Origin of the sequence: Sphingomonas aquatilis, assembly GCF_014196115.1 — a bacterium.
GTDB lineage: Bacteria > Pseudomonadota > Alphaproteobacteria > Sphingomonadales > Sphingomonadaceae > Sphingomonas > Sphingomonas aquatilis.
The window spans coordinates 53,130-75,892 of record NZ_JACIDB010000010.1; the positions used below are offsets into that span (position 1 = coordinate 53,130).

The 22,763-nt window shown below is 68.9% G+C and carries 19 protein-coding genes; 14 read left to right on the forward strand and 5 right to left on the reverse strand.

The window, feature by feature from the left end:
• Positions 1–50 precede the first annotated feature (50 nt).
• From ptsP to GGR47_RS16335, 6 genes are all read left to right on the forward strand, one after another.
• Entirely contained in the window at positions 51–2,324 is a 2,274-nt protein-coding gene (ptsP, locus tag GGR47_RS16310) for a phosphoenolpyruvate--protein phosphotransferase (RefSeq protein ID WP_147037416.1), read from the forward strand.
• Between the two features lie 102 nt (positions 2,325–2,426).
• Positions 2,427–3,410, forward strand: a complete 984-nt coding sequence (locus GGR47_RS16315) for a helix-turn-helix domain-containing protein (RefSeq protein WP_183949593.1) — start codon at positions 2,427–2,429, stop codon at positions 3,408–3,410.
• 76 nt (positions 3,411–3,486) lie between these two features.
• The gene (locus GGR47_RS16320) at positions 3,487–4,431 is read left to right on the forward strand and encodes a tetratricopeptide repeat protein (RefSeq protein ID WP_147037241.1); all 945 of its coding nucleotides are present in this window, start codon (positions 3,487–3,489) and stop codon (positions 4,429–4,431) included.
• The gene (gene tilS / locus GGR47_RS16325) at positions 4,394–5,419 is read left to right on the forward strand and encodes a tRNA lysidine(34) synthetase TilS (RefSeq protein ID WP_147037242.1); all 1,026 of its coding nucleotides are present in this window, start codon (positions 4,394–4,396) and stop codon (positions 5,417–5,419) included. Before GGR47_RS16320 ends, tilS begins: the two co-directional genes overlap by 38 nt.
• 74 nt (positions 5,420–5,493) lie before the next feature.
• A complete protein-coding gene (gene ftsH, locus GGR47_RS16330; RefSeq protein WP_017980441.1) occupies positions 5,494–7,473 on the forward strand; it encodes an ATP-dependent zinc metalloprotease FtsH in 1,980 nt (659 codons plus the stop codon).
• Between the two features lie 85 nt (positions 7,474–7,558).
• Positions 7,559–7,933, forward strand: coding sequence for a hypothetical protein (locus GGR47_RS16335; protein ID WP_145957884.1), 375 nt, complete (start codon positions 7,559–7,561; stop codon positions 7,931–7,933).
• Between the two features lie 117 nt (positions 7,934–8,050).
• Here GGR47_RS16335 and GGR47_RS16340 read toward each other — a convergent pair whose 3' ends face one another.
• The 3 genes from GGR47_RS16340 to GGR47_RS16350 all read right to left on the reverse strand — a co-directional run bounded on the left by GGR47_RS16340 (position 8,051) and on the right by GGR47_RS16350 (position 12,486).
• Positions 8,051–9,151 carry an AI-2E family transporter gene (locus GGR47_RS16340; RefSeq protein WP_147037243.1) on the reverse strand — a complete coding sequence of 367 codons (1,101 nt, stop codon included), beginning with the start codon at positions 9,149–9,151 and terminating at the stop codon, positions 8,051–8,053.
• A 69-nt stretch (positions 9,152–9,220) separates the two neighbouring features.
• The gene (locus GGR47_RS16345) at positions 9,221–9,760 is read right to left on the reverse strand and encodes a SixA phosphatase family protein (protein ID WP_147037244.1); all 540 of its coding nucleotides are present in this window, start codon (positions 9,758–9,760) and stop codon (positions 9,221–9,223) included.
• Positions 9,757–12,486, reverse strand: coding sequence for an ATP-dependent DNA helicase (locus tag GGR47_RS16350; protein ID WP_183949594.1), 2,730 nt, complete (start codon positions 12,484–12,486; stop codon positions 9,757–9,759). Before GGR47_RS16350 ends, GGR47_RS16345 begins: the two co-directional genes overlap by 4 nt.
• Before the next feature lie 136 nt (positions 12,487–12,622).
• On the opposite strand from GGR47_RS16350, the gene GGR47_RS16355 reads away from it, so the two are divergent.
• The 8 genes from GGR47_RS16355 (at position 12,623) to GGR47_RS16390 (ending at position 20,511) form a co-directional block, all read left to right on the forward strand.
• A complete protein-coding gene (locus GGR47_RS16355) occupies positions 12,623–12,934 on the forward strand; it encodes a hypothetical protein (RefSeq protein WP_147037338.1) in 312 nt (103 codons plus the stop codon).
• 58 nt (positions 12,935–12,992) lie between these two features.
• The gene (locus GGR47_RS16360; protein ID WP_147037339.1) at positions 12,993–14,576 is read left to right on the forward strand and encodes a lysine--tRNA ligase; all 1,584 of its coding nucleotides are present in this window, start codon (positions 12,993–12,995) and stop codon (positions 14,574–14,576) included.
• A 215-nt stretch (positions 14,577–14,791) separates the two neighbouring features.
• Positions 14,792–16,006 (forward strand): MFS transporter, encoded by a 1,215-nt coding sequence (locus GGR47_RS16365; RefSeq protein WP_183949595.1) that lies wholly within the window; start codon positions 14,792–14,794, stop codon positions 16,004–16,006.
• Positions 16,003–17,196, forward strand: a complete 1,194-nt coding sequence (nhaA, locus tag GGR47_RS16370; protein ID WP_147036353.1) for a Na+/H+ antiporter NhaA — start codon at positions 16,003–16,005, stop codon at positions 17,194–17,196. Before GGR47_RS16365 ends, nhaA begins: the two co-directional genes overlap by 4 nt.
• Positions 17,183–18,421, forward strand: a complete 1,239-nt coding sequence (locus GGR47_RS16375; protein ID WP_147036352.1) for an MFS transporter — start codon at positions 17,183–17,185, stop codon at positions 18,419–18,421. The genes nhaA and GGR47_RS16375 overlap by 14 nt, the downstream gene beginning before the upstream one ends.
• Before the next feature lie 90 nt (positions 18,422–18,511).
• Positions 18,512–19,480: a serine O-acetyltransferase EpsC gene (epsC, locus tag GGR47_RS16380; RefSeq protein WP_147036351.1), complete on the forward strand. Its 969-nt coding sequence runs from the start codon at positions 18,512–18,514 to the stop codon at positions 19,478–19,480.
• A gap of 41 nt (positions 19,481–19,521) precedes the next feature.
• Complete coding sequence (locus GGR47_RS16385; protein ID WP_147036356.1) at positions 19,522–20,259, forward strand: gamma-glutamyl-gamma-aminobutyrate hydrolase family protein; 738 nt, start codon at positions 19,522–19,524, stop codon at positions 20,257–20,259.
• Between the two features lie 12 nt (positions 20,260–20,271).
• Positions 20,272–20,511 (forward strand): hypothetical protein, encoded by a 240-nt coding sequence (locus GGR47_RS16390; protein ID WP_043061002.1) that lies wholly within the window; start codon positions 20,272–20,274, stop codon positions 20,509–20,511.
• A gap of 409 nt (positions 20,512–20,920) precedes the next feature.
• Here GGR47_RS16390 and GGR47_RS16395 read toward each other — a convergent pair whose 3' ends face one another.
• Positions 20,921–21,850, reverse strand: coding sequence for an electron transfer flavoprotein subunit alpha/FixB family protein (locus GGR47_RS16395; protein WP_147036350.1), 930 nt, complete (start codon positions 21,848–21,850; stop codon positions 20,921–20,923).
• Positions 21,847–22,593: an electron transfer flavoprotein subunit beta/FixA family protein gene (locus GGR47_RS16400; RefSeq protein WP_147036348.1), complete on the reverse strand. Its 747-nt coding sequence runs from the start codon at positions 22,591–22,593 to the stop codon at positions 21,847–21,849. Before GGR47_RS16400 ends, GGR47_RS16395 begins: the two co-directional genes overlap by 4 nt.
• Positions 22,594–22,763: the final 170 nt, after the last annotated feature.

Sequence of the window (22,763 nt, forward strand, 5' to 3'; positions counted from 1 at the left end):
AACACAATGTTGCGTGGCACCCGCCCGCGGCATCTGTTAGCCCTAGCGTCATGCCCAGCTCGGCCGTCGCCTCCGCCCGCGAAATCCTCACCCGCCTTCACGACGTCATGGCCGGGCGCAACCCGGCGCAGGCGAAGCTGAACGCCGTCGTCGGCATCATCGCCGAGGCGATGGATAGCGAGGTCTGTTCGATCTATCTGCTGCGCGAGGGCGTGCTGGAGCTGTTCGCGACGCGCGGGCTCGATCAGGCGGCGGTCCATGTCACCAAGCTGGCGCTGGGCGAGGGTCTGGTCGGCACGATCGCCGACGATGTCGAGGTCCTGAACCTCGACGAAGCCGCGAGCCACCCGGACTTCGCCTACAAGCCCGAGACGGGCGAGGAACGCTATCACAGTTTTGCCGGCGTGCCGATCATCCGGCGCGAGCGCGCGGTGGGCGTGCTCGCGGTGCAGCACAGCGAGCAGCGCAAATATCAGGACGTCGAGATCGAGGCGTTGCAGACGGTGGCGATGGTGCTGTCCGAGCTGATCGCCAATGCCGGACTGATCGACACGGCGGCGGGCGCGAGCGGGCGCGAGAAGTCAACCGCGGCGATCCGCCTGCCGGGGCAGAAACTGGTCGAGGGCATGGGGTCCGGCTATGCCGTCTTCCACCAGCCGCGCATCATCGTCGAGCATACCGTCGCCGAAGACACCGACGCCGAGCGCCACCGCGTCTATGCCGCATTCGACAAGATGCGCGAACAGATCGACCGGATGACGCGCGAGGCGGAGTTCGGCGTCGGCGGCGAGCATGAAGAGGTCCTGCAGACCTATAAGATGTTCGCCTATGACGAAGGCTGGGCACGGCGGATCAACGAGGCGATCGACAGCGGCCTGACCGCGGAAGCGGCGATCGAGCGCGTGCAGCAGCGCACCCGCCAGCGCATGCGCCAGATCGACGATCCGCTGCTCGCCGATCGCATGCACGACCTGGAGGACCTGTCGAACCGGCTGCTGCGCATCGTGTCGGGCCAGATGGGCACCGCCGCGCAGCTGGGCCTGCGGCAGGATACGATCCTGATCGCGCGCAATCTGGGGCCGGCCGAGCTGCTGGAATATGACAAGCGCCGGTTGAAGGGCGTGGTGCTGGAGGAAGGGTCGCTGACCGCGCACGTCACGATCGTCGCGCGGGCGATGGGCGTGCCGGTGCTGGGCAGGGTGCGCGACGTGCGCCGCCAGATCGCCGAGGGCGACCTGCTGCTGCTCGATTCGGTGGCGGGCAACGTGTTCGTGCGGCCGTCGGGCGGGATGGAAGAGGCGTTCGAGGCGAAGCTGGCGCTGCGCCAGAAACGCAAGGCCGCCTTTGCCGCACTGCGCGACGTGCCGCCGGTGACGAAGGACGGGCATCGCATCACGCTGATGGTCAATGCCGGCCTGCGCGACGACGTCGCGGCACTCGACACGACGGGGGCGGACGGCATCGGGCTGTTCCGCACCGAATTCCAGTTCCTCGTGTCGGCGACGCTGCCCCAGCGCGAGCGCCAGCAGCGCCTGTACAAAGAGGTGATGGACGCCGCCGGGGATCGCCCGGTGATCTTCCGCACCGTCGACATCGGTGGCGACAAGGCGCTGCCCTATCTCAACAAGGCCGATGCCGACGAGGAAAACCCGGCAATGGGCTGGCGCGCGCTGCGGCTGGCGCTCGATCGCGACGGCCTGATGAAGGTACAGGCGCGCGCGCTGATCGAGGCGGCGTCGGGCCGCACGCTCAACGTCATGTTCCCGATGGTCAGCGAGGCCTGGGAGTTCGCCGAGGCGAAGGCGCTGTTCGAGGCGCAGCGCCAATGGCTGGGCGCGCGCGGCCGGCGGCTGCCGACGGGCATCCGCTATGGCGCGATGCTGGAAGTGCCGGCGCTCGCCGAGCAGCTCGACCTGCTGCTGCCCGATCTCGACTTCCTGTCGGTCGGCACCAACGACCTGACGCAATTCCTGTTCGCCGCCGATCGTGCCAACCCGCGGCTCGCCGAGCGCTATGATTGGCTGAGCCCGTCGATCCTGCGCTTCCTGTCGCGCGTCGTCGGGCCATGCCGCGAAGCGGGCGTCGACCTGGGGGTGTGCGGCGAGATGGGCGGGCGGCCGGTGGAGGCGATGGCGCTGATCGGCCTGGGCATCAACCGCCTGTCGATCACCCCCGCCGCGATCGGCCCGATCAAGGCGATGGTGCGCAGCCTGGACTATGACGCGGTCCGCGCGTTCGTGACCGAGCTGATCGCCCGGCCGCCGCGCGACATGCGCGCCGCGCTAAGTGATTGGGCGGCCTCGCAAGGCGTCGACATGGCCTGAAACCTCGCCGAATAGGGTTTCGGGCGCGTTGACTTGCAGCAGTCCATCGGGGAATGTCCCGCCCGTCAGCGATCCGCAAACGCCCCTCCCCCGGAGATACGAATGGACGAGGTCGAATCCGGCCAGCCTGCCCCCACCCCCGTCGAACCGGCCCGGCCGGGCGATCGGTTGCGTGCCGCGCGGGACAGCCGGGGCCTGAGCCTGGCGGAGATCGCCGCACGTACCCGCGTGCCGCAGCGCCATCTGGAGGCGCTGGAAGCGGGCGATTATGGCGCCCTGCCCTCGCCCACCTATGCGATGGGTTTCGCCAAGGCCTATGCCCGCGCCGTGGGTATGGACGAGGTGGAGCTGGCCGCCGACCTGCGCCGCGAACTCGACCGGATGGGGCCGCGCCAGCCCGAATATGTCCCCTATGAAACCGCCGATCCGGCACGCGTGCCCTCGCGCGGCGTCGCCGTGCTGGGCGTCGGCATCGCGCTCGCCGTCCTGATCCTGGTCGGTCTGTGGTATGGCACCAACCTGTTCCAGCAGCATGGCGCCACGCCGCCCGCTGCGCAGGATGCCGTGGTGGCGCAGGCGGTGACGCCCCGGCCGACCGCCGCCGCGACGCCGGCCGCGCCGACCGGCGGGCAGGTGGTGCTGACCGCGAAGGACGAAGTGTGGCTGCGCGTCTACGACGCCGACAACAAGACGCTGTACCTCGGCACGATGAAGCCGGGCGAAACCTTTGCCGTGCCGGCGACCGCCAACGATCCCAAAATCAACGTCGGCCGACCCGACAAGCTGGACGTGACGCTGAACGGCACCGCCATCCCGCCGCTGGGCGACGGGTCGCGCGCGATCAAGGACGTGCGCGTCAGCGGCGCGGCGATCGCCGCCCGCCTGTCCGGCGCCCCGGCACCGACCGCGACGCCCAGCGCCGCCGCAACGAGCGCGACGCGATCGAGCGAAGAGCGCTCGTCCCGGCGCAGCGAGCGTCGCGCCGATCGTCCCGCGACCAGCGAGACGCAGCGGGCGAACCTGCAATCCGCCGAAACGACGCCGACGCCACCGCCGGCAGCGACAGGCAATTCGTCCGCGCCTTAAGGCTGGCGACAGGCATGGCAATGCAGCTATGACTCGTTTCGTGTTAACCAAGGCTGCGCCGGGGGGCGCCACATCCATGCGTACGATCATCTGGGCGCTCGCTGCCGCCACCATCCTGACGCCGGTTGCCGCATCGGCACAAAGCAACGTCGAAGGCCGCGTCGGCAAGCTGGAAAGCGAAATGCGCGCGGTGCAGCGCAAGGTCTTCCCGGGCGGCGCCGGCCAGTATCTCCAGCCGGAGATCACGCGGCCCGATACGCCGCAGCAGATCGGCGGCGTGCCCGCGACCAGCGCCGTGGCAGACCTCACCAGCCGCGTGACCGCGCTGGAAAGCCAGATGGCGTCGATGACCGATCAGATCGAGCAGAACGGCTATAAGGTCCGCCAGCTGCAGGACGCCTTCGACGCGTACAAGCGCAGCACCGATGCCAAGCTGAAGGCGATGGCGAGCACGCCGGCGCTGGCCGAAACCCCCGCCTCGGCGCCGTTGACCGGCGACACGGCGGCGACCGACGCGCCGGCCAAGCCCGGCCGTACGCCGGTAAAGACCCCGACCTCCACCGCGGTCGCCGCAGCGGGCGACACCGCGCCCTCCGCCAACGCCGCGAAGGTGGAGAAGCCATCGACCGGCGACGCGCCTGAGGACGACTATCTCTACGGCTATCGCCTGTGGGCGGCGAAGCAATATCCGCAGGCCGAGGCGCAGCTGAAGAAGGTGGTCGCCACCTATCCCAAGCATCGCCGCGCCAGCTATGCGCAGAACCTGCTCGGCCGGTCGTACCTGGACGAGGGCAAGCCCAGCCTTGCCTCGATGGCGTTCTACGACAATTACAAGAAGATGCCGGACGGCGAACGTGCGCCGGAAAGCCTCTATTATCTCGCGCAGGCGCTGATGAAGCTCAACAAGCCGGCCGATGCGTGCAAGGTCTATGGCGAGCTGACCGACGTATACGGCAGCAAGATCTCCAGCCAGATGAAGGCGAATGTCGAAAAGGGCCGCACCGCCGCCAAATGCCAGTGATGCCGCAGGGCCGGAGGGCCAGCGGTTTCGGGACGACCTGATCCGCGCGCTGGGGCACGCCCCGCGCGGCGGTATCCTGCTGGCCGTCTCGGGCGGGCCGGACAGCATGGCGATGCTGACGCTGGCGCAGGCCGGCGGGGTCGAGGGGCTGCATGTCGCGACCGTCGACCATCGCTTACGCGCGGAGGCGGCGGCGGAGGCGGCGATGGTCGCCGATCACTGCCGCGCGATCGGCGTGCCTCATGCGACGCTGACGCCCGCGGAACCGATCGGCGGCGCGAGCATCCAGGCGGCGGCGCGGCGCGCGCGCTATGCGCTGCTGACCGACCTTGCGCGCGCGCTGGGGGTCGATGCGATCGCGACGGCGCATCACGTCGATGACCAGGCCGAAACCTTCCTGATGCGGGCCGCGCGCGGATCGGGGATTGCCGGGCTGGCCGGCGTGCGGGCGCGGGCGACGGTCGAGGGTGTGACGATCGTGCGGCCGCTGCTCGAATGGCGGCGCGCGGAGCTGCGCGCGATCGTCCGGCGTGCCGACGTGCCGTTCGTCGACGATCCCAGCAACCACGACCCGGCGCACGATCGCACGCGCTTTCGTCGGCTGATCGAGGGCAATGAATGGCTTGGCCCGCCCCAGCTCGCCCGATCGGCGACCGCGCTGGCGGAAGCCGACGGCGATCTGCGCGCGATCGTCGACTGGCTGTGGGGTACGCGCGTGCGCATCCTCGATGCGAGCATCCGGCTCGACGCCGCCGATCTGCCGCGCGAGGTGCTGCGCCGAATGGCGCGCCGCGCGATCGGAGAGGTGATCGCGACGCATGCGGTGGGGGCCACGCAATGGAGCGAATCAGCGAATATTGAGGCGTTGCTCGATGCGCTTATGTCCGGTCGTCGCGCGACGCAGGCGGGGGTCATCGCCAGCCCGCACGGGCCCGAATGGCGTTTCCGCCCCGCCCCACCGCGGCGTTCGTCGTCGCCGGCCGGCTGATCGGCGCAATTCCGCCGGGGTGTTCCATTGCCATTAACCTCCATGCGCCTATCTTGTGCGGTGAAAGGCACCCCATGAACGACAACGACAAGCAGCCGCGCGGCGACGGCGGGAATGATGGCGGCAACGGCGGCGGCAGCCCCTGGATGAAGAGCCTGCTGATCTGGGTCGGCATCCTGCTGGCGCTCGGTCTGTTCGTGACGATGTTCGATGGCCGCACCAGCGCCGCGAACAGCAATACCGTCGCCTATTCGAAATTCCTCGACCAGATCGACGAGGGCACGGTGAAGGACGTGGCGATCAGCCGCGACATGATCACCGGCACCTACACGAGCGGCGAGAAGTTCCGCACCTATCCGATCAGCGATCCGACGCTGGTGCCGCACCTGCGCCAGAAGAACGTGACGATCTCCGCCAAGCCCGATGAGGGCACGTCGGTGTGGATGGTGCTGCTGTACCAGTCGCTGCCGTTCCTGCTGTTCCTGGGCATCGCTTTCTTCGTCATCAAGCAGATGCAGAAGAACACCGGCGGTGGCGCAATGGGCTTCGGCAAGAGCCGCGCCCGCATGCTGACGCAGAAGGAAGGCAAGGTCACGTTCGACGATGTTGCCGGTATCGACGAGGCGCGGGCCGAGCTGACCGAAATCGTCGACTTCCTGAAGGACCCGTCGAAATTTGCGCGGCTGGGCGGCAAGATCCCCAAGGGCGCGCTTCTGGTCGGTTCGCCCGGCACCGGCAAGACGCTGCTCGCCCGTGCGATTGCGGGTGAGGCGGGCGTGCCGTTCTTCACCATTTCGGGTTCGGACTTCGTCGAGATGTTCGTCGGCGTCGGCGCGAGCCGCGTGCGCGACATGTTCGAACAGGCCAAGAAGTCGGCGCCGTGCATCGTCTTCATCGACGAGATCGACGCGGTCGGCCGCCATCGCGGCGCGGGCCTGGGCAACGGCAATGACGAGCGCGAACAGACGCTGAACCAGCTGCTGGTCGAGATGGACGGGTTCGAAGCGAACGAAGGGATCATCATCGTCGCGGCAACCAACCGCCCCGACGTTCTCGACCCCGCGCTGCTGCGTCCGGGCCGCTTCGATCGCCAGGTCGTCGTGCCGCGGCCGGATATCGAGGGTCGCGTCAAGATTCTCGAAGTCCATATGAAGAAGGTGCCGCTGGCACCCGACGTCGATGCGCGCACGATCGCGCGCGGTACGCCGGGCTTCTCTGGCGCCGACCTCGCCAACCTCGTCAACGAAGCCGCCCTGATGGGCGCGCGCAAGGGCAAGCGCCTCGTGGCAATGGCCGAGTTCGAAGAGGCCAAGGACAAGGTCATGATGGGCGCCGAGCGGCGGTCGATGGTCATGACCGAGGACGAAAAGCGCATGACCGCCTATCACGAGGCGGGCCACGCGATCGTGTCGATCCACGAACAGGCGTCCGACCCGATCCACAAGGCGACGATCATCCCGCGCGGTCGCGCGCTGGGCATGGTGATGCGTCTGCCGGAGCGCGACAGCTACAGCTACCATCGCGACAAGATGTACGCGAATCTTGCGGTTGCGATGGGCGGCCGTGTCGCCGAAGAGATCATCTTCGGGTATGACAAGGTGTCGTCGGGCGCGTCGGGCGACATCCAATACGCCACCGGCCTCGCTCGCGACATGGTCACCAAATGGGGCATGTCGGACAAGGTCGGCCCGGTCGAATATGCGCAGCCGGAAGGCGAAAGCTTCCTCGGCTATTCGTCGAGCCAGCCGGTTCGTATGTCGAATGCGACCGCGCAGCTGATCGACGACGAGATCAAGAGCATCGTCGAAGGCGGTCTGACCCGCGCCAAGCAGCTGCTGACCGACCATGTCGACCAGCTTCACCTGCTGGCCGGTGCGCTGCTCGAATATGAGACGCTGTCGGGCGACGAGATCAAGAAGCTGATCGCCGGTGAAGAGATCGGCCGCAGCGATCCGTCGGGTCCGAAGGCGAGCGTGCCGCGCGCCGGCACCTCGATCCCGAAGACGCGCCGTCCGGGCGGCCCGTTCGGCAATCCGGCACCGCTCGGCGCCTGATCCGAACGACAGAGACGGGGGGCGGTTCAGCCCGCTGTCAGTTTGATCCGATTATGCGGCGGCATTCCCATCCGGAGTGCCGCCGTTGTCGTATAAGCCTTTGATCGCCCTTGCCGTTTCGCTGGGCCTCGCCACGCCTGCCGCTGCTGCAATGAGCGTCGGCACCTTCCTGGCCAAGGCCGCGCCGCTGCGCGCGAACCCCTTCACCGCACTGACCAACCCCGATTATCCGGTGCTGAAGGCGGAAGCCGATGCCGCGACGCGCCAGCTTCGTGCGGAGGGGGCGGCGCGGGTCGCTGCGGGCAAGCCGCCGATCGCCTGCATCCCCGATGGCGAATCGATCGGGATCCTTCAGATGCTGGGCGGGCTGGATGCGCTGTCGCCGGCGGACAAGAAGCTGCCGCTGAAGGACGGCTATGCGCGGGTGTTGGCCAAGACCTATCCGTGCCAACGGAATTGAAGTGCTTCCTACCCAGTCGCTCTGAGCCTGTCGAAGGGCGCGTTCCCCAAACGTAGCACCTGTGGAGAGCCCCCCCTTCGACACGCTCAGGGTGAACGGCGTTCTTGGCGTGGCACGTCACGCCTCGCGCGGTGCGTCCTCGGCGTCGACGCCCGCCGTCACCCGCCGCCCCTCGCGCTCGTCGGTGAGGATCTGCCAGCCGGTGAGGAACAGCGCGGCGACCAGCGGGCCGACGACGATGCCGCTGAGCCCCGCCACCTCGATGCCGCCCAGCGTCGTCACCAGCACCAGCCAGTCGGGGATGCCCGTGTCGCGGCCGACCAGGATCGGCCGCAGGATGTTGTCGGCCAGACCGATCACCGCGACGCCCGAGACGATGACGACCACGGCCTGCCAAATGGCACCCGTCGCCAGCAGATAGATCGCGACCGGCCCCCAGACGAGGGCTGGTCCCACCGCCGGCAGCAGCGCGACGAGTGCCATCAGCAGGCCCCACAGGAGCGCCGCGGGCAGACCGACGATCCAGAAGGTGATCGCGCCCAGCGCACCCTGCGCGAGTGCGACGAGCACTGAGCCCTTGATCGTCGCGCGCACCACCGCAACGAAGCGACCGAGCAGGCGGTCGGCCACGGCACGCTCCAGCGGCAGCGCGTCCCGGATCTTGGGGGCAAGCCGATCGCCGTCGCGCAGCAGGAAATAGGTGATGTAGAGCCCGACACCGAAGGCGAGCAGGAACGCCGCCGTGTTGCGGCCGATCGACAGCGCCTGCGACGCGATGCCGCGGAAGCTGGAGCGCACCGCCTCGACGATGCGGGCCTGCGCGTTATCGAAACTGCCGAGGCCCGAGCGATCGAGCGGGCGCTGCACCCATTGCGGCAGGCCGTCGTGGACCTGCTTGAAGTAGCTGGCGAAATCGATCTGGCCGCTTTGCACCTTGGCATAGACGCCGGCGGTCTGGTCGATCACCATGCCACCGATCGCCAGCGTCGGGATGATCACCGCGACGAAGATGATGAGCAAGGTCGCCGCCGCCGCCCGGTTGCGGTGCCCCGGCCAGCGCTTGAGCAACCATTGGAACAGAGACTGGAACAGGATCGCGGCGAGCACCGCCCACAGCAGCGCGCCGATGAACGACGACACGATCGCGAGCAGGCCCACGCTCACCGCCACGAGGAAGACGATCAGTCCCCCCGATTCCAGCCGTCGCCTGTCGATCATATCGCCCCCGTCTGCACCCCCGCCGACTGCGGGACGGGGCAAGAACCCGTCAGGACCGTTTCGGGTCCGTCACCGCTCGTCGGGGCCGAGCGCGGGATCGAGGTCGCGCGGGCGGACGTAGCGGTCGAGCCGCGCCTGTCCCTCGGCGACTTCACGCCAGCGTTCCGCCCCGGTCGCCATCTCGGCGAGCGTCGCGGTCGGGTATTTTTCCTCCAGCCGGTCGCGCAACGCGCCGCCGCCAAACGGCACCAGCAGCATCGCCAGATCCTCGAGCCCGGGGTTGTGGCCGACCATCAGGACCCGCTGCGCCTCGTCCGGCAGCTCATGCACCACGTCGAGCAGGGTCGCGGCGGAGGCGAGGTAGATGCGCCGTTCCCACACCGGTTCCAGCTTGCGACCATAGCCGCTGGCGATCGCGTCGAGCGTCTCCATCACGCGCACCGCGGGCGAGGCGACGATATGGTCGAAGACGAGGCCTTCGTCGCGCATGTGCCGGCCCATCGTCTGCGCGGCGCGGCGACCCTTGTCGTTCAAGGGACGGTCGAAATCACGGGCAACGGGATCGTCCCAGCCGGACTTGGCGTGGCGCAGCAGCGTCAGCGTCTTCAACCGGCGTCTCCGTCCTCGACCGCGATGCGCGCCTCATGCCCGATCGTGGGCGACAAGGAAAGCCGCCCGCCACTGCGCGCGGCGACGCGGGCCACCGCCTCGTCCAGCGTCACGCGCGTCACGGCGACGCCGGGCGGAAAGGCGGCGAGCAACCGCGACGGCATCGCAGCCGACAGCATTACGAACGCCCCCGAATCGTCGGCACGGCGGATGAGGCGGCCGAACGCCTGGGCGAGCCGCGCGCGGACGATACGGTCGTCATAGGCCGAACCGCCCCCCGCCAGCCGTCGCGCGGCGTGGAGCACGCTCGGCTTGGGCCAGGGCACGCCCTCCATCACGACGAGCCGCAGCGACGATCCGGGCACGTCCACCCCGTCGCGCAAGGCATCGGTGCCGAGCAATGAGGCGGCGGGATCGTCGCGGAAGATGTCGACCAACGTGCCCGTATCGATCGGATCGACGTGCTGCGCGTGGAGCGGCAGGCCCTCGCGTGCCAGCCGATCGGCGATGCGGCCGTGGACGCCGCGCAGGCGGCGGATTGCGGTGAACAGGCCGAGCGTGCCGCCGCCCGCCGCGACGATCAGCCGCGCATAGGCATTGGCGAGCGCGGGCAGGTCGCCGCGCTTGACGTCGGTGACGATCAGCACCTCGGCCTGGCGTTCATAGGCAAAGGGGCTCGCCGCCTCGAACCGCGACGGCGCGCGGGCGAGGTGTGGCGCGCCGACACGCGCCTCCGCGGTCGGCCAGTCGCCGCCGCCGGTCAGCGTCGCCGAGGTGACGAGCACGCCATGCGCGGGCTTCAGCACCACTTCGGCGAAGGGGCGCGTAGGATCGAGCCAGTGGCGGTGCAGGCCCATGTCATATTCGCGCCCCTCGATCCGCTCGACCGCGAGCCAGTCGACATGGTCGGGATCGGCGGGGCCGCCGACGCGCGCGAGCAGCGACAGCCATGCCGCCACCGTCTCCGCTCGCCAGCCGATCGAGGCGATCGCGCCCTCGATCCGCGCACGTGCCGGGCCGTCCATCCAGTCGGGCGCCTCGGCCAGCACCGCCTCCAGCCGGCGGCCGAGCGTCACCAGGGGGCGGACCAGCGCGTCGAGCGCGGCGGCAGCGGGGGCGGCGGCTTCGATCAGTTCGGGGGTCGGTTCGGCGAGTTCGGTTTCGAGGCCATAGCCGGCGTCGCCCGGCTGTTCGGCGCGGGCATAGGTGAGGCCGCGGACGGCGGCGAGCAGATGCTCGATCGGGCCGAACGGCGCGCCTTCGGCGATCCGTCCCAGCCAGCCGTCGCTGGCGAGGTTGCGCGCCGCCTCCACCGCATCCTGGATCGCGATGCCGCCCTGTTCGTCATAGCTCGCGACATCCGACAGGCGCGCCTGCAGCCCGCGCCGCCGGCCGCGCCCGCCACTTTCGGGGCCAAGGATCCAGCGTCTAAGTTCGATCGTCTCCTGCCCGGTCAGCGCCGTGGCGAACATCGAATCGGCCGCTTCGAACAGATGATGGCCTTCGTCGAAGACATAGCGGGTCGGGCGCGTCGTCGTCTCCCGCCCGCGCGCGGCGTTGACCATGACGAGCGCGTGATTGGCGATGACTATGTCCGCATCGGCGGAGGCGCGCGCGGCGCGTTCGATGAAGCACTTCCGGTAATGCGGGCAGCCGGCATAGACGCATTCGCCGCGCCGATCGGTCAGCGCCGCCGGGCCGTTGCGGCGGAACAGGGTGGGCAGCCAGCCGGGCAGGTCGCCGCCGACCATGTCGCCGTCCGCGCTATAGGCCGCCCAGCGCGCGACCAGATGCGCGAGGATCGCGGCGCGGCCGGCAAAACCGCCCTGCAACGCATCCTCCAGGTTCAGCAGGCACAGGTAGTTTTCGCGGCCCTTGCGCGTCACCACCTTCTCGCGGCGCACCGTGGCGTCGGGGAAAACTCGCTCGGTTTCCTTGGCGAGCTGGCGTTGCAGCGCCTTGGTATAGGTGCTGATCCACACCGCACCGCCCGCCCGCTCGGCCCAGAGCGAAGCGGGGGCGAGATAGCCCAAGGTCTTGCCGATCCCCGTCCCCGCCTCCGCAAGGACCATGTTGGGCGCATCACGCATCGCGCGCGGCGCGAAGGCTTCGGTCGCGGCGGCGGCGAAGGCGCGCTGGCCAGTGCGCTCCTCGGCGCCCGCGCCGGTGAGGGTGTGGAGCCGTGCCTCGGCATCACCGGGCGGGACGGTCGCGGACAGTGGCGCGGGACGCGGGGCGTGCTCCTCCCATTCGGGCAGCGCGGCGAACAGCCAGCGTTCGTTGGTGCGCGGCTTGGCGATCAGCGGGCCGATCGCGGGGGCCCAGGGCCAACGCAGCCGGCCGAGCGACTGCACTGCGGTCCACGCGCCCTCCCGTTCGGGCCAGTCGCCCTCCGGCACGGCGAGCAGAGCTGCGGCGGCTTCGCGCAGGAAGGCGGCGACATCCTCGTCACGCGTCGGCGGCGACAGATCGACCGCCCGCGCGAGACCCTTGGGCGTCGGCACCGCGAAGCGCGCAGGGTAGAGGAAGGCGAACAGTTCGAGCAGGTCGAGCCCCGACAGTTCGGGGTAGCCCAGTCGCTGCGCGACCAATGCGGCGTTGAGCAGGATCACCGGCGTATCCGCCGCGATCCGGATCGCCTCGCCGCGCCCGATCGGCCGCGTACCCTCCGCGGTCGCGATCCAGATGCCGCCATGGCTGGCGTGGAGGGCGGGATAAGGGATCACCGGTGCCGCTGTACTCCACCGGAACGGAATGGCAACTCGCCAACCCGCGCGCGACGGACGTCATCCTGCATTCATGAAACCGCGCCCTTTATCGCTCGTTCGGCAGACATCGTCCGACACGAAAGGGAAATATATCATGCGCCATATGCTGTTCGCGCTCACCGCCGCTTCGCTCGTCCTGCCCGCCAGCGTCGCGCTGCCGGTCAGCAAGGCCGAGGCCAAGCGGCATCACCACCGCTATGCGCATGAGCGCGGCTATCGCTACGCGCACGGCTGCCGCTATTCGAGCGGGACGACGGGCCTTGTGGCGGGCGGCGTCGGCGGTGCACTCGTCGGCAATTCGCTGCTCGGCCATGGCGCGCTTGGCACGATCGCGGGCGGCGTCGGCGGTGCCTTTGCCGGCCGGGCGATCGATCGCACGATCACCGCCAAGCATCGCTGCCGCTAAGGCGCCGCGATCCAAAGTGTTGCGGGATGCGCGTCGGAACCTTAGTCCGGCGCGCATCATGACCGATACCGATCTGCGCTCCGCCGCTCTCGACTCCAAGGCCTGGCCGTTCGAAGAGGCGCGCAAGCTGCTGAAACGCTTTCCGGACGGCAAGCCCGGTGGCGCACCGATTTTGTTCGAAACCGGCTATGGCCCGTCGGGCCTGCCGCATATCGGCACGTTCAACGAAGTGCTGCGCACGACGATGGTGCGCAACGCCTTCCATGCGCTGTCCGACCAGCCAACGCGGCTGATCGCGTTCAGCGACGACATGGATGGCCTGCGCAAGGTGCCCGACAATGTCCCCAACGGCGACATGCTGCGCGAGCATCTCGGCAAGCCGCTGACGCGCATTCCCGACCCGTTCGGCAAGTTCGACAGCTTCGCCGCACACAACAATGCGATGCTGCGCGCCTTCCTCGACCGGTTCGGCTTCGACTACGAATTCGCCTCGTCGACGGACTATTATGAGGGCGGCAAGTTCGACGACGCCATCAAGGGCGTGCTGCGCCATTACCAGGGCATCCTCGACGTGATGCTGCCGACGCTGCGCGCCGAGCGGCGCGAGACCTATTCGCCCGTGCTGCCGGTCAGCCCGACGAGCGGTATCGTGCTGCAGGTGCCGGTCGAGGTGGTCGACGCGGACGCCGGCACGATCGCCTTCACCGACGAGAGCGGCGAACGGATCGTCCAGTCAGCGCTCGGCGGCAAGTCCAAGCTGCAATGGAAGGTCGACTGGGCGATGCGCTGGGTGGCGCTCGGCGTCGACTACGAAATGGCGGGCAAGGACCTGATCGATTCGGTGACACAGTCGTCGAAGATCGCGCGCGTGCTCGGCGGACGCCCGCCCGAAGGCTTCAACTACGAGATGTTCCTCGACGAAAAGGGCGAAAAGATCTCCAAGTCCAAGGGCAACGGCCTCAGCCTCGACCAGTGGTTGACCTATGGCCCGGAGGAAAGCCTCGCCTTCTTCGCCTATCGCGAGCCCAAGAAGGCGAAGGCACTGCACTTCGGCGTCATCCCGCGCGCGGTCGACGATTATTGGCAGTTCCGCGGCAATTATCCGACGCAGGAACTGCCGCAGAAGTTGGGCAACCCCGTCCACCACATCCACGACGGCAACGTGCCCAGCGCGACGTTGCCGGTGACGTTCGGTCTGCTGCTCAACCTCGTCGGCGTGATGGGCGAGGCGAGCAAGGAGCAGGTGTGGGGCTATCTGCGCAATTACGTCCCCGATGCCACGCCGGAGCGGGACCCCGAGCTCGACCGGCTGATCGGCTATGCCCTGGCCTATGCCCGCGATTTCGTCGCGCCGACGCTGAAGCGCCGTGCGCCCGAGGGCGTCGAGGTGGAGGCGCTGCGCCGGCTGGACACTGATCTCGCCGCGCTGCCCGCCGACGCGAGCGCGGAGGATATCCAGAACGTCGTCTATGAGATCGGCAAGACCGCCGGCTTCGAGAGCTTACGCGACTGGTTCAAGGCGCTGTACGAGACGCTGCTCGGGTCCGAACAGGGGCCGCGCATGGGGAGCTTCATCGCGCTGTACGGGGTGGAGAACAGCCGGACGCTGATCGCCGAGGCGCTGGCGAAGGCCACTGCCTAAGTCCTCCCCCGCCAGGGGGAGGTGGCGCCGCGTAGCGGTGACGGAGGGGGAGGTATGCGGCGGAGGTCGTGTTTGCGGAAGCGCCCCCTCCACCGCTGACGCGAGGGAGGAATTGGCCAAATCCTCCCTCGCTCTTGCGCACTAAAGCGGAACTACACGGCGCCCTTGGCCATTGATCTTGCTGCACTGCAGCAAGGTCGGTTAGGGCAGCATCCATGACGTTACGACAGACTGCCGAGGCGCATCCCGGCCTCGTCCATCTTGCGCTTGCCGTCGGCGGGTTTGCGATCGGGACGACCGAATTCGCGGCGATGAGCCTGGAGCCGGACCTGGCCCGCGGGCTGGGCGTCGACGCGCCCACTGTGGGGCATATCATCAGCGCCTACGCCCTGGGCGTGGTGGTCGGCGCACCGACAATCGCGATACTGTCGGCGCGTATGGCGCGGCGCAGCCTGTTGATCGGGCTGATGGCGCTGTTCGCGATCGGCAACACGCTGTCCGCCCTCGCGCCGTCCTATGCCTGGATGCTCGCGTTCCGATTCCTGGCAGGCCTGCCGCATGGTGCCTATTTCGGGATCGCCTCGCTCGTCGCCGCGTCGCTGGTGCCGACCGCGCAGCGGACGCAGGCGGTCGGACGCGTGATGCTGGGCCTGACCGTCGCGACGATCGTCGGTGTGCCGGTCGCGACCTGGCTGGGGCAGATGGCGAGTTGGCGCTGGGTGTTCGCGCTCGTCGCGCTGTTGGCGCTGACCACCGCGAGCCTCGTCGCCGTGCTGGCCCCCGTCGACAGGCCCGATCGCAGCGCCAGCCCTTTGCGCGAACTCGGCGCACTCAAGCGGCGGCAGGTGTGGCTGACGCTCGGCACCGGCGCGATCGGGTTCGGCGGCATGTTCGCGGTCTACACTTATCTCGCCGCGACGCTGCACGACGTCACCGGCGTGGCACCGCAGACCGTGCCGGTCGTGCTGGCGGTGTTCGGCGCCGGCATGACGATCGGCAATCTGATCGTGCCGCGCTTCGCGGATCGGGCGCTGATGCCGACGGCGGGTGCGCTGCTGCTGTGGTCGGCGGCGTCGCTGGCGGTCTATCCCTTATGTGCGGGAAGTCTGTGGACGCTGATCCCCGACGTCTTCGCGATCGGCTTAGGGGGTGCGCTGGGCACGGTGTTGCAGACGCGGCTGATGGACGTGGCAGGTGACGCGCAGGCGTTGGCCGCGGCGCTGAACCATTCGGCGTTCAATACCGCCAACGCGATCGGCCCGTGGCTGGGGGGTCTTGCCATCGCGGGCGGGCTCGGCTGGACGTCGACCGGACTGGTCGGCGCCGGCCTAGCGCTGGGCGGCTTTGCGATCTGGGCGGTCTCGTTCGCCATCGAGCGCGGCGGGTTCGGCTTGCCAGCGAGGCGCGAGCCGTTACGTCAGACGGGATGACCAAGGCCTCCGCCCATCGCCGCCACGCGCTGCGCGCCTTTCTGCACGGAGAGGCAGCGGGTGGGATCGTGCTGATCGCCGCCGCCGCGCTGGCGATGATCGCCGCCAACTGGCCGGCGACGGCGCACGGTTATGAGGCGCTGCTGCACGCAAAGATCGGCCCGACTCTCGCCCCCGCTTTGGGGCCGATGACCGTCCACCTGTGGATCAACGACGGGCTGATGGCGCTGTTCTTCCTGCTCGTCGGGCTGGAGATCAAGCGTGAGTTCGTCGGCGGCCGGTTGGCCAGCGCCGACCGGCGGCGACTGCCGTTCATCGCCGCGGTCGCGGGGATGGCGGTGCCGGCGCTCGTCTTCCTGCTCGTCGCGGGCGATACGCCGGGATTGCAGCCAGGCTGGGCGATCCCCGCCGCGACCGACATCGCCTTCGCTATCGGCGTGCTGGCGCTGCTCGGATCGCGCGTGCCCTCGTCGCTCAAGCTGCTGCTGACCACCGTCGCGATCGTCGACGACATGGGCGCGGTGGCGATCATCGCCATCGCCTATACCGATTCGATCCGCGTCCTGGCGCTGGCCGGCGCGGGGCTTGCGCTGCTGGTGCTCTACGTCCTCAACCGGCGGCAGGTGATGGCGCTGTGGCCCTATCTTCTGGCAGGGGCCGCGCTGTGGCTGTTCGTGCTGCAATCGGGTGTGCATGCGACGATCGCCGGCGTGATGACCGCCATGCTGGTGCCGCTCCGCCGCGATGAGGCGGGATCGCCGCTCCACCGGCTGGAGCATGCGCTGCATCCGTGGAGCGCCTTTGCCATCGTGCCGCTGTTCGGCTTCGCCAATGCCGGCGTGTCGCTGACCGGCGTCGGGCTGGAGACGTTCGCCCAGCCGCTGGTGCTCGGCATCGCACTCGGCCTGTTCCTGGGCAAGCAGACCGGCATCCTGGCAGCGATCTGGGGCGCAGACCGGCTGGGGATCGCACGCCGCCCAGCGGGGGTGAGTTGGGGGCAATTGTACGGCATGGCGCTGATCGCCGGCATCGGCTTCACGATGAGCCTGTTCATCGGTGGCCTCGCCTTCGCCGATCCTGCGCAGATGGACGCGGTGAAGATCGGCGTCCTCGCCGGTTCGATCGCTTCGGCCCTCGCGGGCGCGGCGGTGCTGGTGGTCGCGGGACGCCGGGCGCATGCCACCCGCTGACGCGGCCATCGCGCCCATTGCGCTGGGCACGCCCGCCTATCGCCGGCTGACGCTGGCGATGCTGTTTGCGGGCTTTTCGACCTTTTCGCTGCTCTACGCCGTCCAGCCGCTGCTGCCGCTGTTCGCACGCGATTATGCGTTGAGTGCGGAGGGCGCGTCCTTGGCCGTGTCGCTCGCGACCGGGCCGCTGGCGATCGCCATCCTGTTCGCGGGCGTTCTGTCCGACCGGATCGGGCGGCGGCCATTGATGATCGCGGCGATGTTTTCGGCGGGGCTGTTGACGCTTGCCGCAGCGGTCGCGCCGGGATGGCATGCGCTGCTGGCGCTCAGGCTGCTCACCGGCCTTGCGCTCGCCGGCGTGCCGGCGGTCGCGATGGCCTATGTCGCCGAAGAGGTGGATGCGGCGACGGTGGGCGCGGCGATGGGGCTGTACATCGCCGGCAGCGCGCTGGGCGGCATGGGCGGGCGACTGATCGCCAGCCTGATCGCGGACGTCGCGGATTGGCGCTGGGCGCTAGGCGGCGTCGGCTTCGCTGGCGTGGTGATGGCGGAGGCGTTTCGCCGGCTGGCGCCGCCGTCGCGCCGTTTCGTCGCGAGCACCGCACGCAACCCGCTCGCCGGTATCGCGACCCTGCTGCGCGACCGGGCATTGCCGCTGCTCTACGCCGAAGCCTTCCTGCTGATGGGCCTTTTCGTCACGCTGTACAATTACGCGGGCTTCCGCCTGATCGCGCCGCCGTATGGCCTCAGCCAGGCGGCGGTCGGCATGGTCTTCCTGCTCTATATCCTGGGATCGGTGAGTTCGACGCTGTTCGGCGGCTTTGCGGGACGGGTCGGGCGGCGGCGGGTGTTCTGGCTGCCGATCGTCGTGCTGATCGCAGGTATCGCCGTCGCGGCGGCGACGCCGCTGTGGCTGGTCGTCGTCGGCATCGCACTGGTGACGATCGGCTTCTTCGGCGCGCATTCGATCGCCAGCGCCTGGGTCGGGCGGCGCGCGGCGGGCCATCGCGGCCAGGGCGCCGCGCTCTACCTGTTCTTCTATTACCTCGGATCAAGCGTGCTGGGCTCGGCCGGCGGTATCGCGTGGAGCCGCAGCGCCTGGCCGGGTGTGACGCTGTTCTGCCTGATCCTAGCGGCTCTGGCATTGGTGGTGGCGCTGCTGCTGACCCGGATACCGCCGCTGCCGATGCCCGAAACGAACGGACCCGGACTGCCCACGGCCTGACCGAACCGGGCCCATCTTGTCGGCGGCAAAGCTTTTCTTTCTATTCCCATCAGAATGGAGGGATATGCTCGCAGGTCTGGGAGACTTGCCATGCCGACGCTGTCCTCACCGCCCGAATCCCCTGCCGCCGGCGCGACGCTGGACGAGGCAGTTGGCGCGCTGCGCAGCGCCCGGGCAGCGTGGCGCGACCGGCAACAGCCCCAGCGCGCCGCAGCGATCTTCCCCTCGCGCGAAGCCATCGAGCGCGTCGTCGCGCTGCTTGCCGAAGCGCTCTATCCCCGCCGTCTGGGCCAGCAGCGCGTGACGCCAAAGGACGAGGATCATTTCGTCGCCGCCAAGCTGACCGCCGCCTTCGCCGATCTGGAACGCGAGATCGACCGTGAGCTCGGCTATTGGCAAATGGAGGCGCGCACCGCCTTCGCCGCGGATCAGGCCGCGACGATCGTGCGGCTGTTCGCCGGCACGCTGGGCGATATCCGGCGGCTGATCGACAGCGACGTCGAGGCCGCCTTCCTGGGCGATCCCGCCGCGGGCAGCACCGACGAAATCCTCGTCTGCTATCCGGGCGCGATCGCCAGCCTGCATCACCGTATCGCGCACCAACTGCACAATCTGGGCGCGCCGATCGTCGCGCGCATGATTTCCGAGCTCGCCAACGAGCGCACCGGAATCGACATCCACCCCGGTGCGACGATCGGCGCGCGTTTCTTCATCGACCATGGCACCGGCGTCGTCATCGGCGAAACCGCGATCGTCGGCACCGGCGTGCGCCTGTACCAGCACGTGACGCTCGGCGCCCGCAGTCCGCTGGGCGCGGCGCGGCGATCCCCGCGCGAACGCTATGCGCGCCATCCGATCGTCGGCGACGATGTGGTCATCTATGCCGGCGCGACGATCCTCGGCCGCGTCACGATCGGTGACGGTGCGACGATCGGCGGCAACGTCTGGCTGCTCGACGACGTGCCGGCCGGCGGCGTGGTGGTGCAGCCCGAAGCCACGTTGCTCGCGCCCTCCGCCAGCCTCGCGTTGCGCGACACGCTGATCGCGGCGTTGGTGTGATGGGGCAGGCCCGCCCTTTGTCACGCCGCCCCGTCATAGGGGTGCTGTGCTGCAACGAAGTCGCGGCGCGGCCGGTGCAGGTCGTCGCGAGCCGCTTCATCGCGCCGCTGACGACGCTGGCGCAAGCGACGGTGCTACTGGTGCCCGCGATGCCGGGGACCGCCGATACCGAGACGCTCTCCGCAGTGCTCGACGGACTGCTGCTCACCGGATCGCGCAGCCATGTCGCGCCCGGCCGCTATGGCGGCGCACCGCTGCCAAGCGATCAGGTGACGGACGATTGCCGCGACGAGGTCGCGTTGGCGCTTGCCGGACGGATGATCGAGGCGGGCAAGCCCGTCTTCGGCATCTGCCGCGGGTTGCAGGAGATCAACGTGCTGTTCGGCGGCACGCTGGCCGCGGCCAGCCATCCCGGCCGCCACCATCGTGGCGCGTGGGAGGGCGATTACGATTCGCTGTTCGACCACGGCCATGACGTGGAGCTGACCCCAAACGGCCGGCTCGCCGGCGCGACCGGCGCCCGCCGCGTCCGCGTCAATTCGGTGCATCAGCAGGGCATCGACCGGCTGGGCCGCGGCCTGTCGGTCGAGGCGATCGCGGCGGACGATGGCCTCGTTGAGGCGGTGTCGGCGCGCCCCTGCGGCGGCGAGGTGCTGGGCGTGCAATGGCATCCCGAATGGGACGCCGCCGATTCGCCCGCCAGCCGCGCCTTCTTTTCACTGATCGGCGCCGCCCTGCACCGCGGCCGCCCACCCGTTCCATCGCCATCCGGTTTCTAAAGGGAGAACGACATGAAGACTGCCATCCTGCTGCCCGTCCTCGGCCTCGCCGCGCTGGGCCTCGCCGCCTGCGGCCCCAAGACCGAATCGGGCAACACCAGTGCGGAAACGGTGACGCTCAACGACGACGGCGCCGTCTTCGACAATGCAGCGGGTCTGGAAACGGACGGCAATTCGGCCGCTGGCGATACCGCGCTGACCGGCAATGTCACGGACAACGCCACCGCCCCGGCAGCCGGCAACGCGCTGTAACGCCTACCCCTTTTTCGAACACGCCAAGGCAAGCTCCCTAGGCGTAGACTGGCGGTCCGACATTGCTGGTGTCGGGCCGTCTCTTTGTGTGGGGTGTGGGGGTGATCCGAGGCGCGCGACGCCGTGAGTCGCGCGCGGTCCCTCGGGGATAGCGCATCAGGCCGAGTCGTCGCCCCAGCGCAGGCCGGAGCCTGTGGCGGCTCTGTTCGCGCGCTTTCGTCGGGAGGTCCCAGCCTTCGCCGGGATGACGGCGGTGGAATAGAGGCGAGGCTAGTCCAGCCAACCTCTCCGGACCCACGACGCGGGAGTAAATCCCGCGTCGTCAGTCGCCGCTGTAGCGGCGCTGGCCGGTCGAAGTGTTGCGGGGCGGCTCCGCCTGCCCCGCACCGGCGCACGGCAAGCCGTGCGCCTACAGCTTCTCGGTCAGCTCCGGCACGACCTTGAACAGGTCGCCGACGAGGCCGATGTCCGCGACCTGGAAGATCGGGGCGTCTTCGTCCTTGTTGATCGCGACGATGACCTTCGAGTCTTTCATGCCGGCGAGGTGCTGGATCGCGCCCGAGATGCCGACCGCAACATAGACTTCCGGGGCGACGATTTTGCCGGTCTGGCCGACCTGATAGTCGTTGGGCACGAAGCCCGCGTCGACCGCGGCGCGGCTCGCGCCGACGCCCGCGCCCAGCTTGTCGGCGAGCGGTTCGATCAGTGCATGGAAGTTCTCGCCGTTCTGCAGCGCGCGGCCGCCCGACACGATGATCTTAGCCGACGTCAGTTCGGGACGCGCGTTCTGCGCGATCTCGGAGCCGACATAGGACGAGACGCCCGTGTCGCCGACCGAGGCGACCGCTTCGATCGCGGCCGAGCCGCCCTCGGCCGCCGCCTTGTCGAAGGCGGTGCCGCGGACGGTGATCACCTTCTTGGCATCCGACGTCTGGACGGTCGCGATCGCGTTACCGGCGTAGATCGGACGCGTGAACGTGTCCTCGCCCTCGACCGACAGGATGTCGCTGATCTGCATCACGTCGAGCAGCGCGGCGACGCGCGGCGCGACGTTCTTGCCGGTGGTGGTCGACGGCGCAACGAAGGCATCGTGATGCCCCATCAGCTCGACGACCAGCGGCGCGATATTCTCGGCGAGCGCGTGGGCATAGGCCGCATCGTCGGCGACGTGCACCTTGCCGACGCCGGCGATCTTCGCCGCGGCCTGCGCGACGCCATCGACGCCCTGGCCGGCGACGAGCAGATGCACCTCACCCAGCTTCGATGCGGCGGTCACCGCCGACAGCGTGGCGTCCTTGACGGTCTGACCGTCGTGTTCGACCCAGACGAGCGTCTTCACTTGGCAATCCCCATGGCATGCAGCTTGGTCACGAGTTCGTCGACATCTGCGACCTTGATCCCGGCCTGGCGCTTGCCCGGCTCGACGACCTTCAGCGTCGTGATGCGGGGCGTGACGTCGACGCCGTAATCGGCGGCGGTCTTCTGCGCGAGCGGCTTGGACTTGGCCTTCATGATGTTGGGCAGCGAGGCATAGCGCGGCTCGTTGAGGCGCAGGTCGGTGGTGACGATCGCGGGGAGCGGGAATTTGTCCGTCTCGAGGCCGCCATCGACTTCGCGCGTCACGGTGACGTCACTGTCCGTCAGCTCGACCTTCGAGGCGAACGTGCCCTGGCCCCAACCGAGCAGGCCGGCGAGCATCTGTCCGGTCTGGTTGTTGTCGTCGTCGATCGCCTGCTTGCCCAGGATGACGAGCTGCGGCTGCTCTTCCTCAACGATCTTGGCGAGGATCTTGGCGACGCCGAGCGGTTCGACCTTGGTGTCGCTGGTCACGAGGATGCCGCGGTCGGCGCCCATCGCCAGCGCGGTGCGGATCGTTTCCTGCGCCTTCGCCTCGCCGATCGAGACGACGACGATTTCGGTGACGCCCTTGTCCTTCAGGCGGATCGCCTCTTCGACGGCGATCTCGTCGAAGGGATTCATGCTCATCTTGACGTTGGCAAGATCCACGCCCGAGCCGTCCGCCTTCACACGGGGCTTCACATTATAGTCAAGCACGCGCTTGACCGGCACCAGCACCTTCATAGGCTTCCTTCCGATTGCGCCTCCGACACCTTTTTGGCGTCGTATCGGCGGGTGAGATGGCGGTTTTCCGTGCCTTTCGCAAGTCCGGTACGGAAAGCGCCGGTTGCCGTAACGGCAGGTCTACCGCCCAAACGAATCAGGCCCGGACATGATGCCCGAGCCTGAGGAAT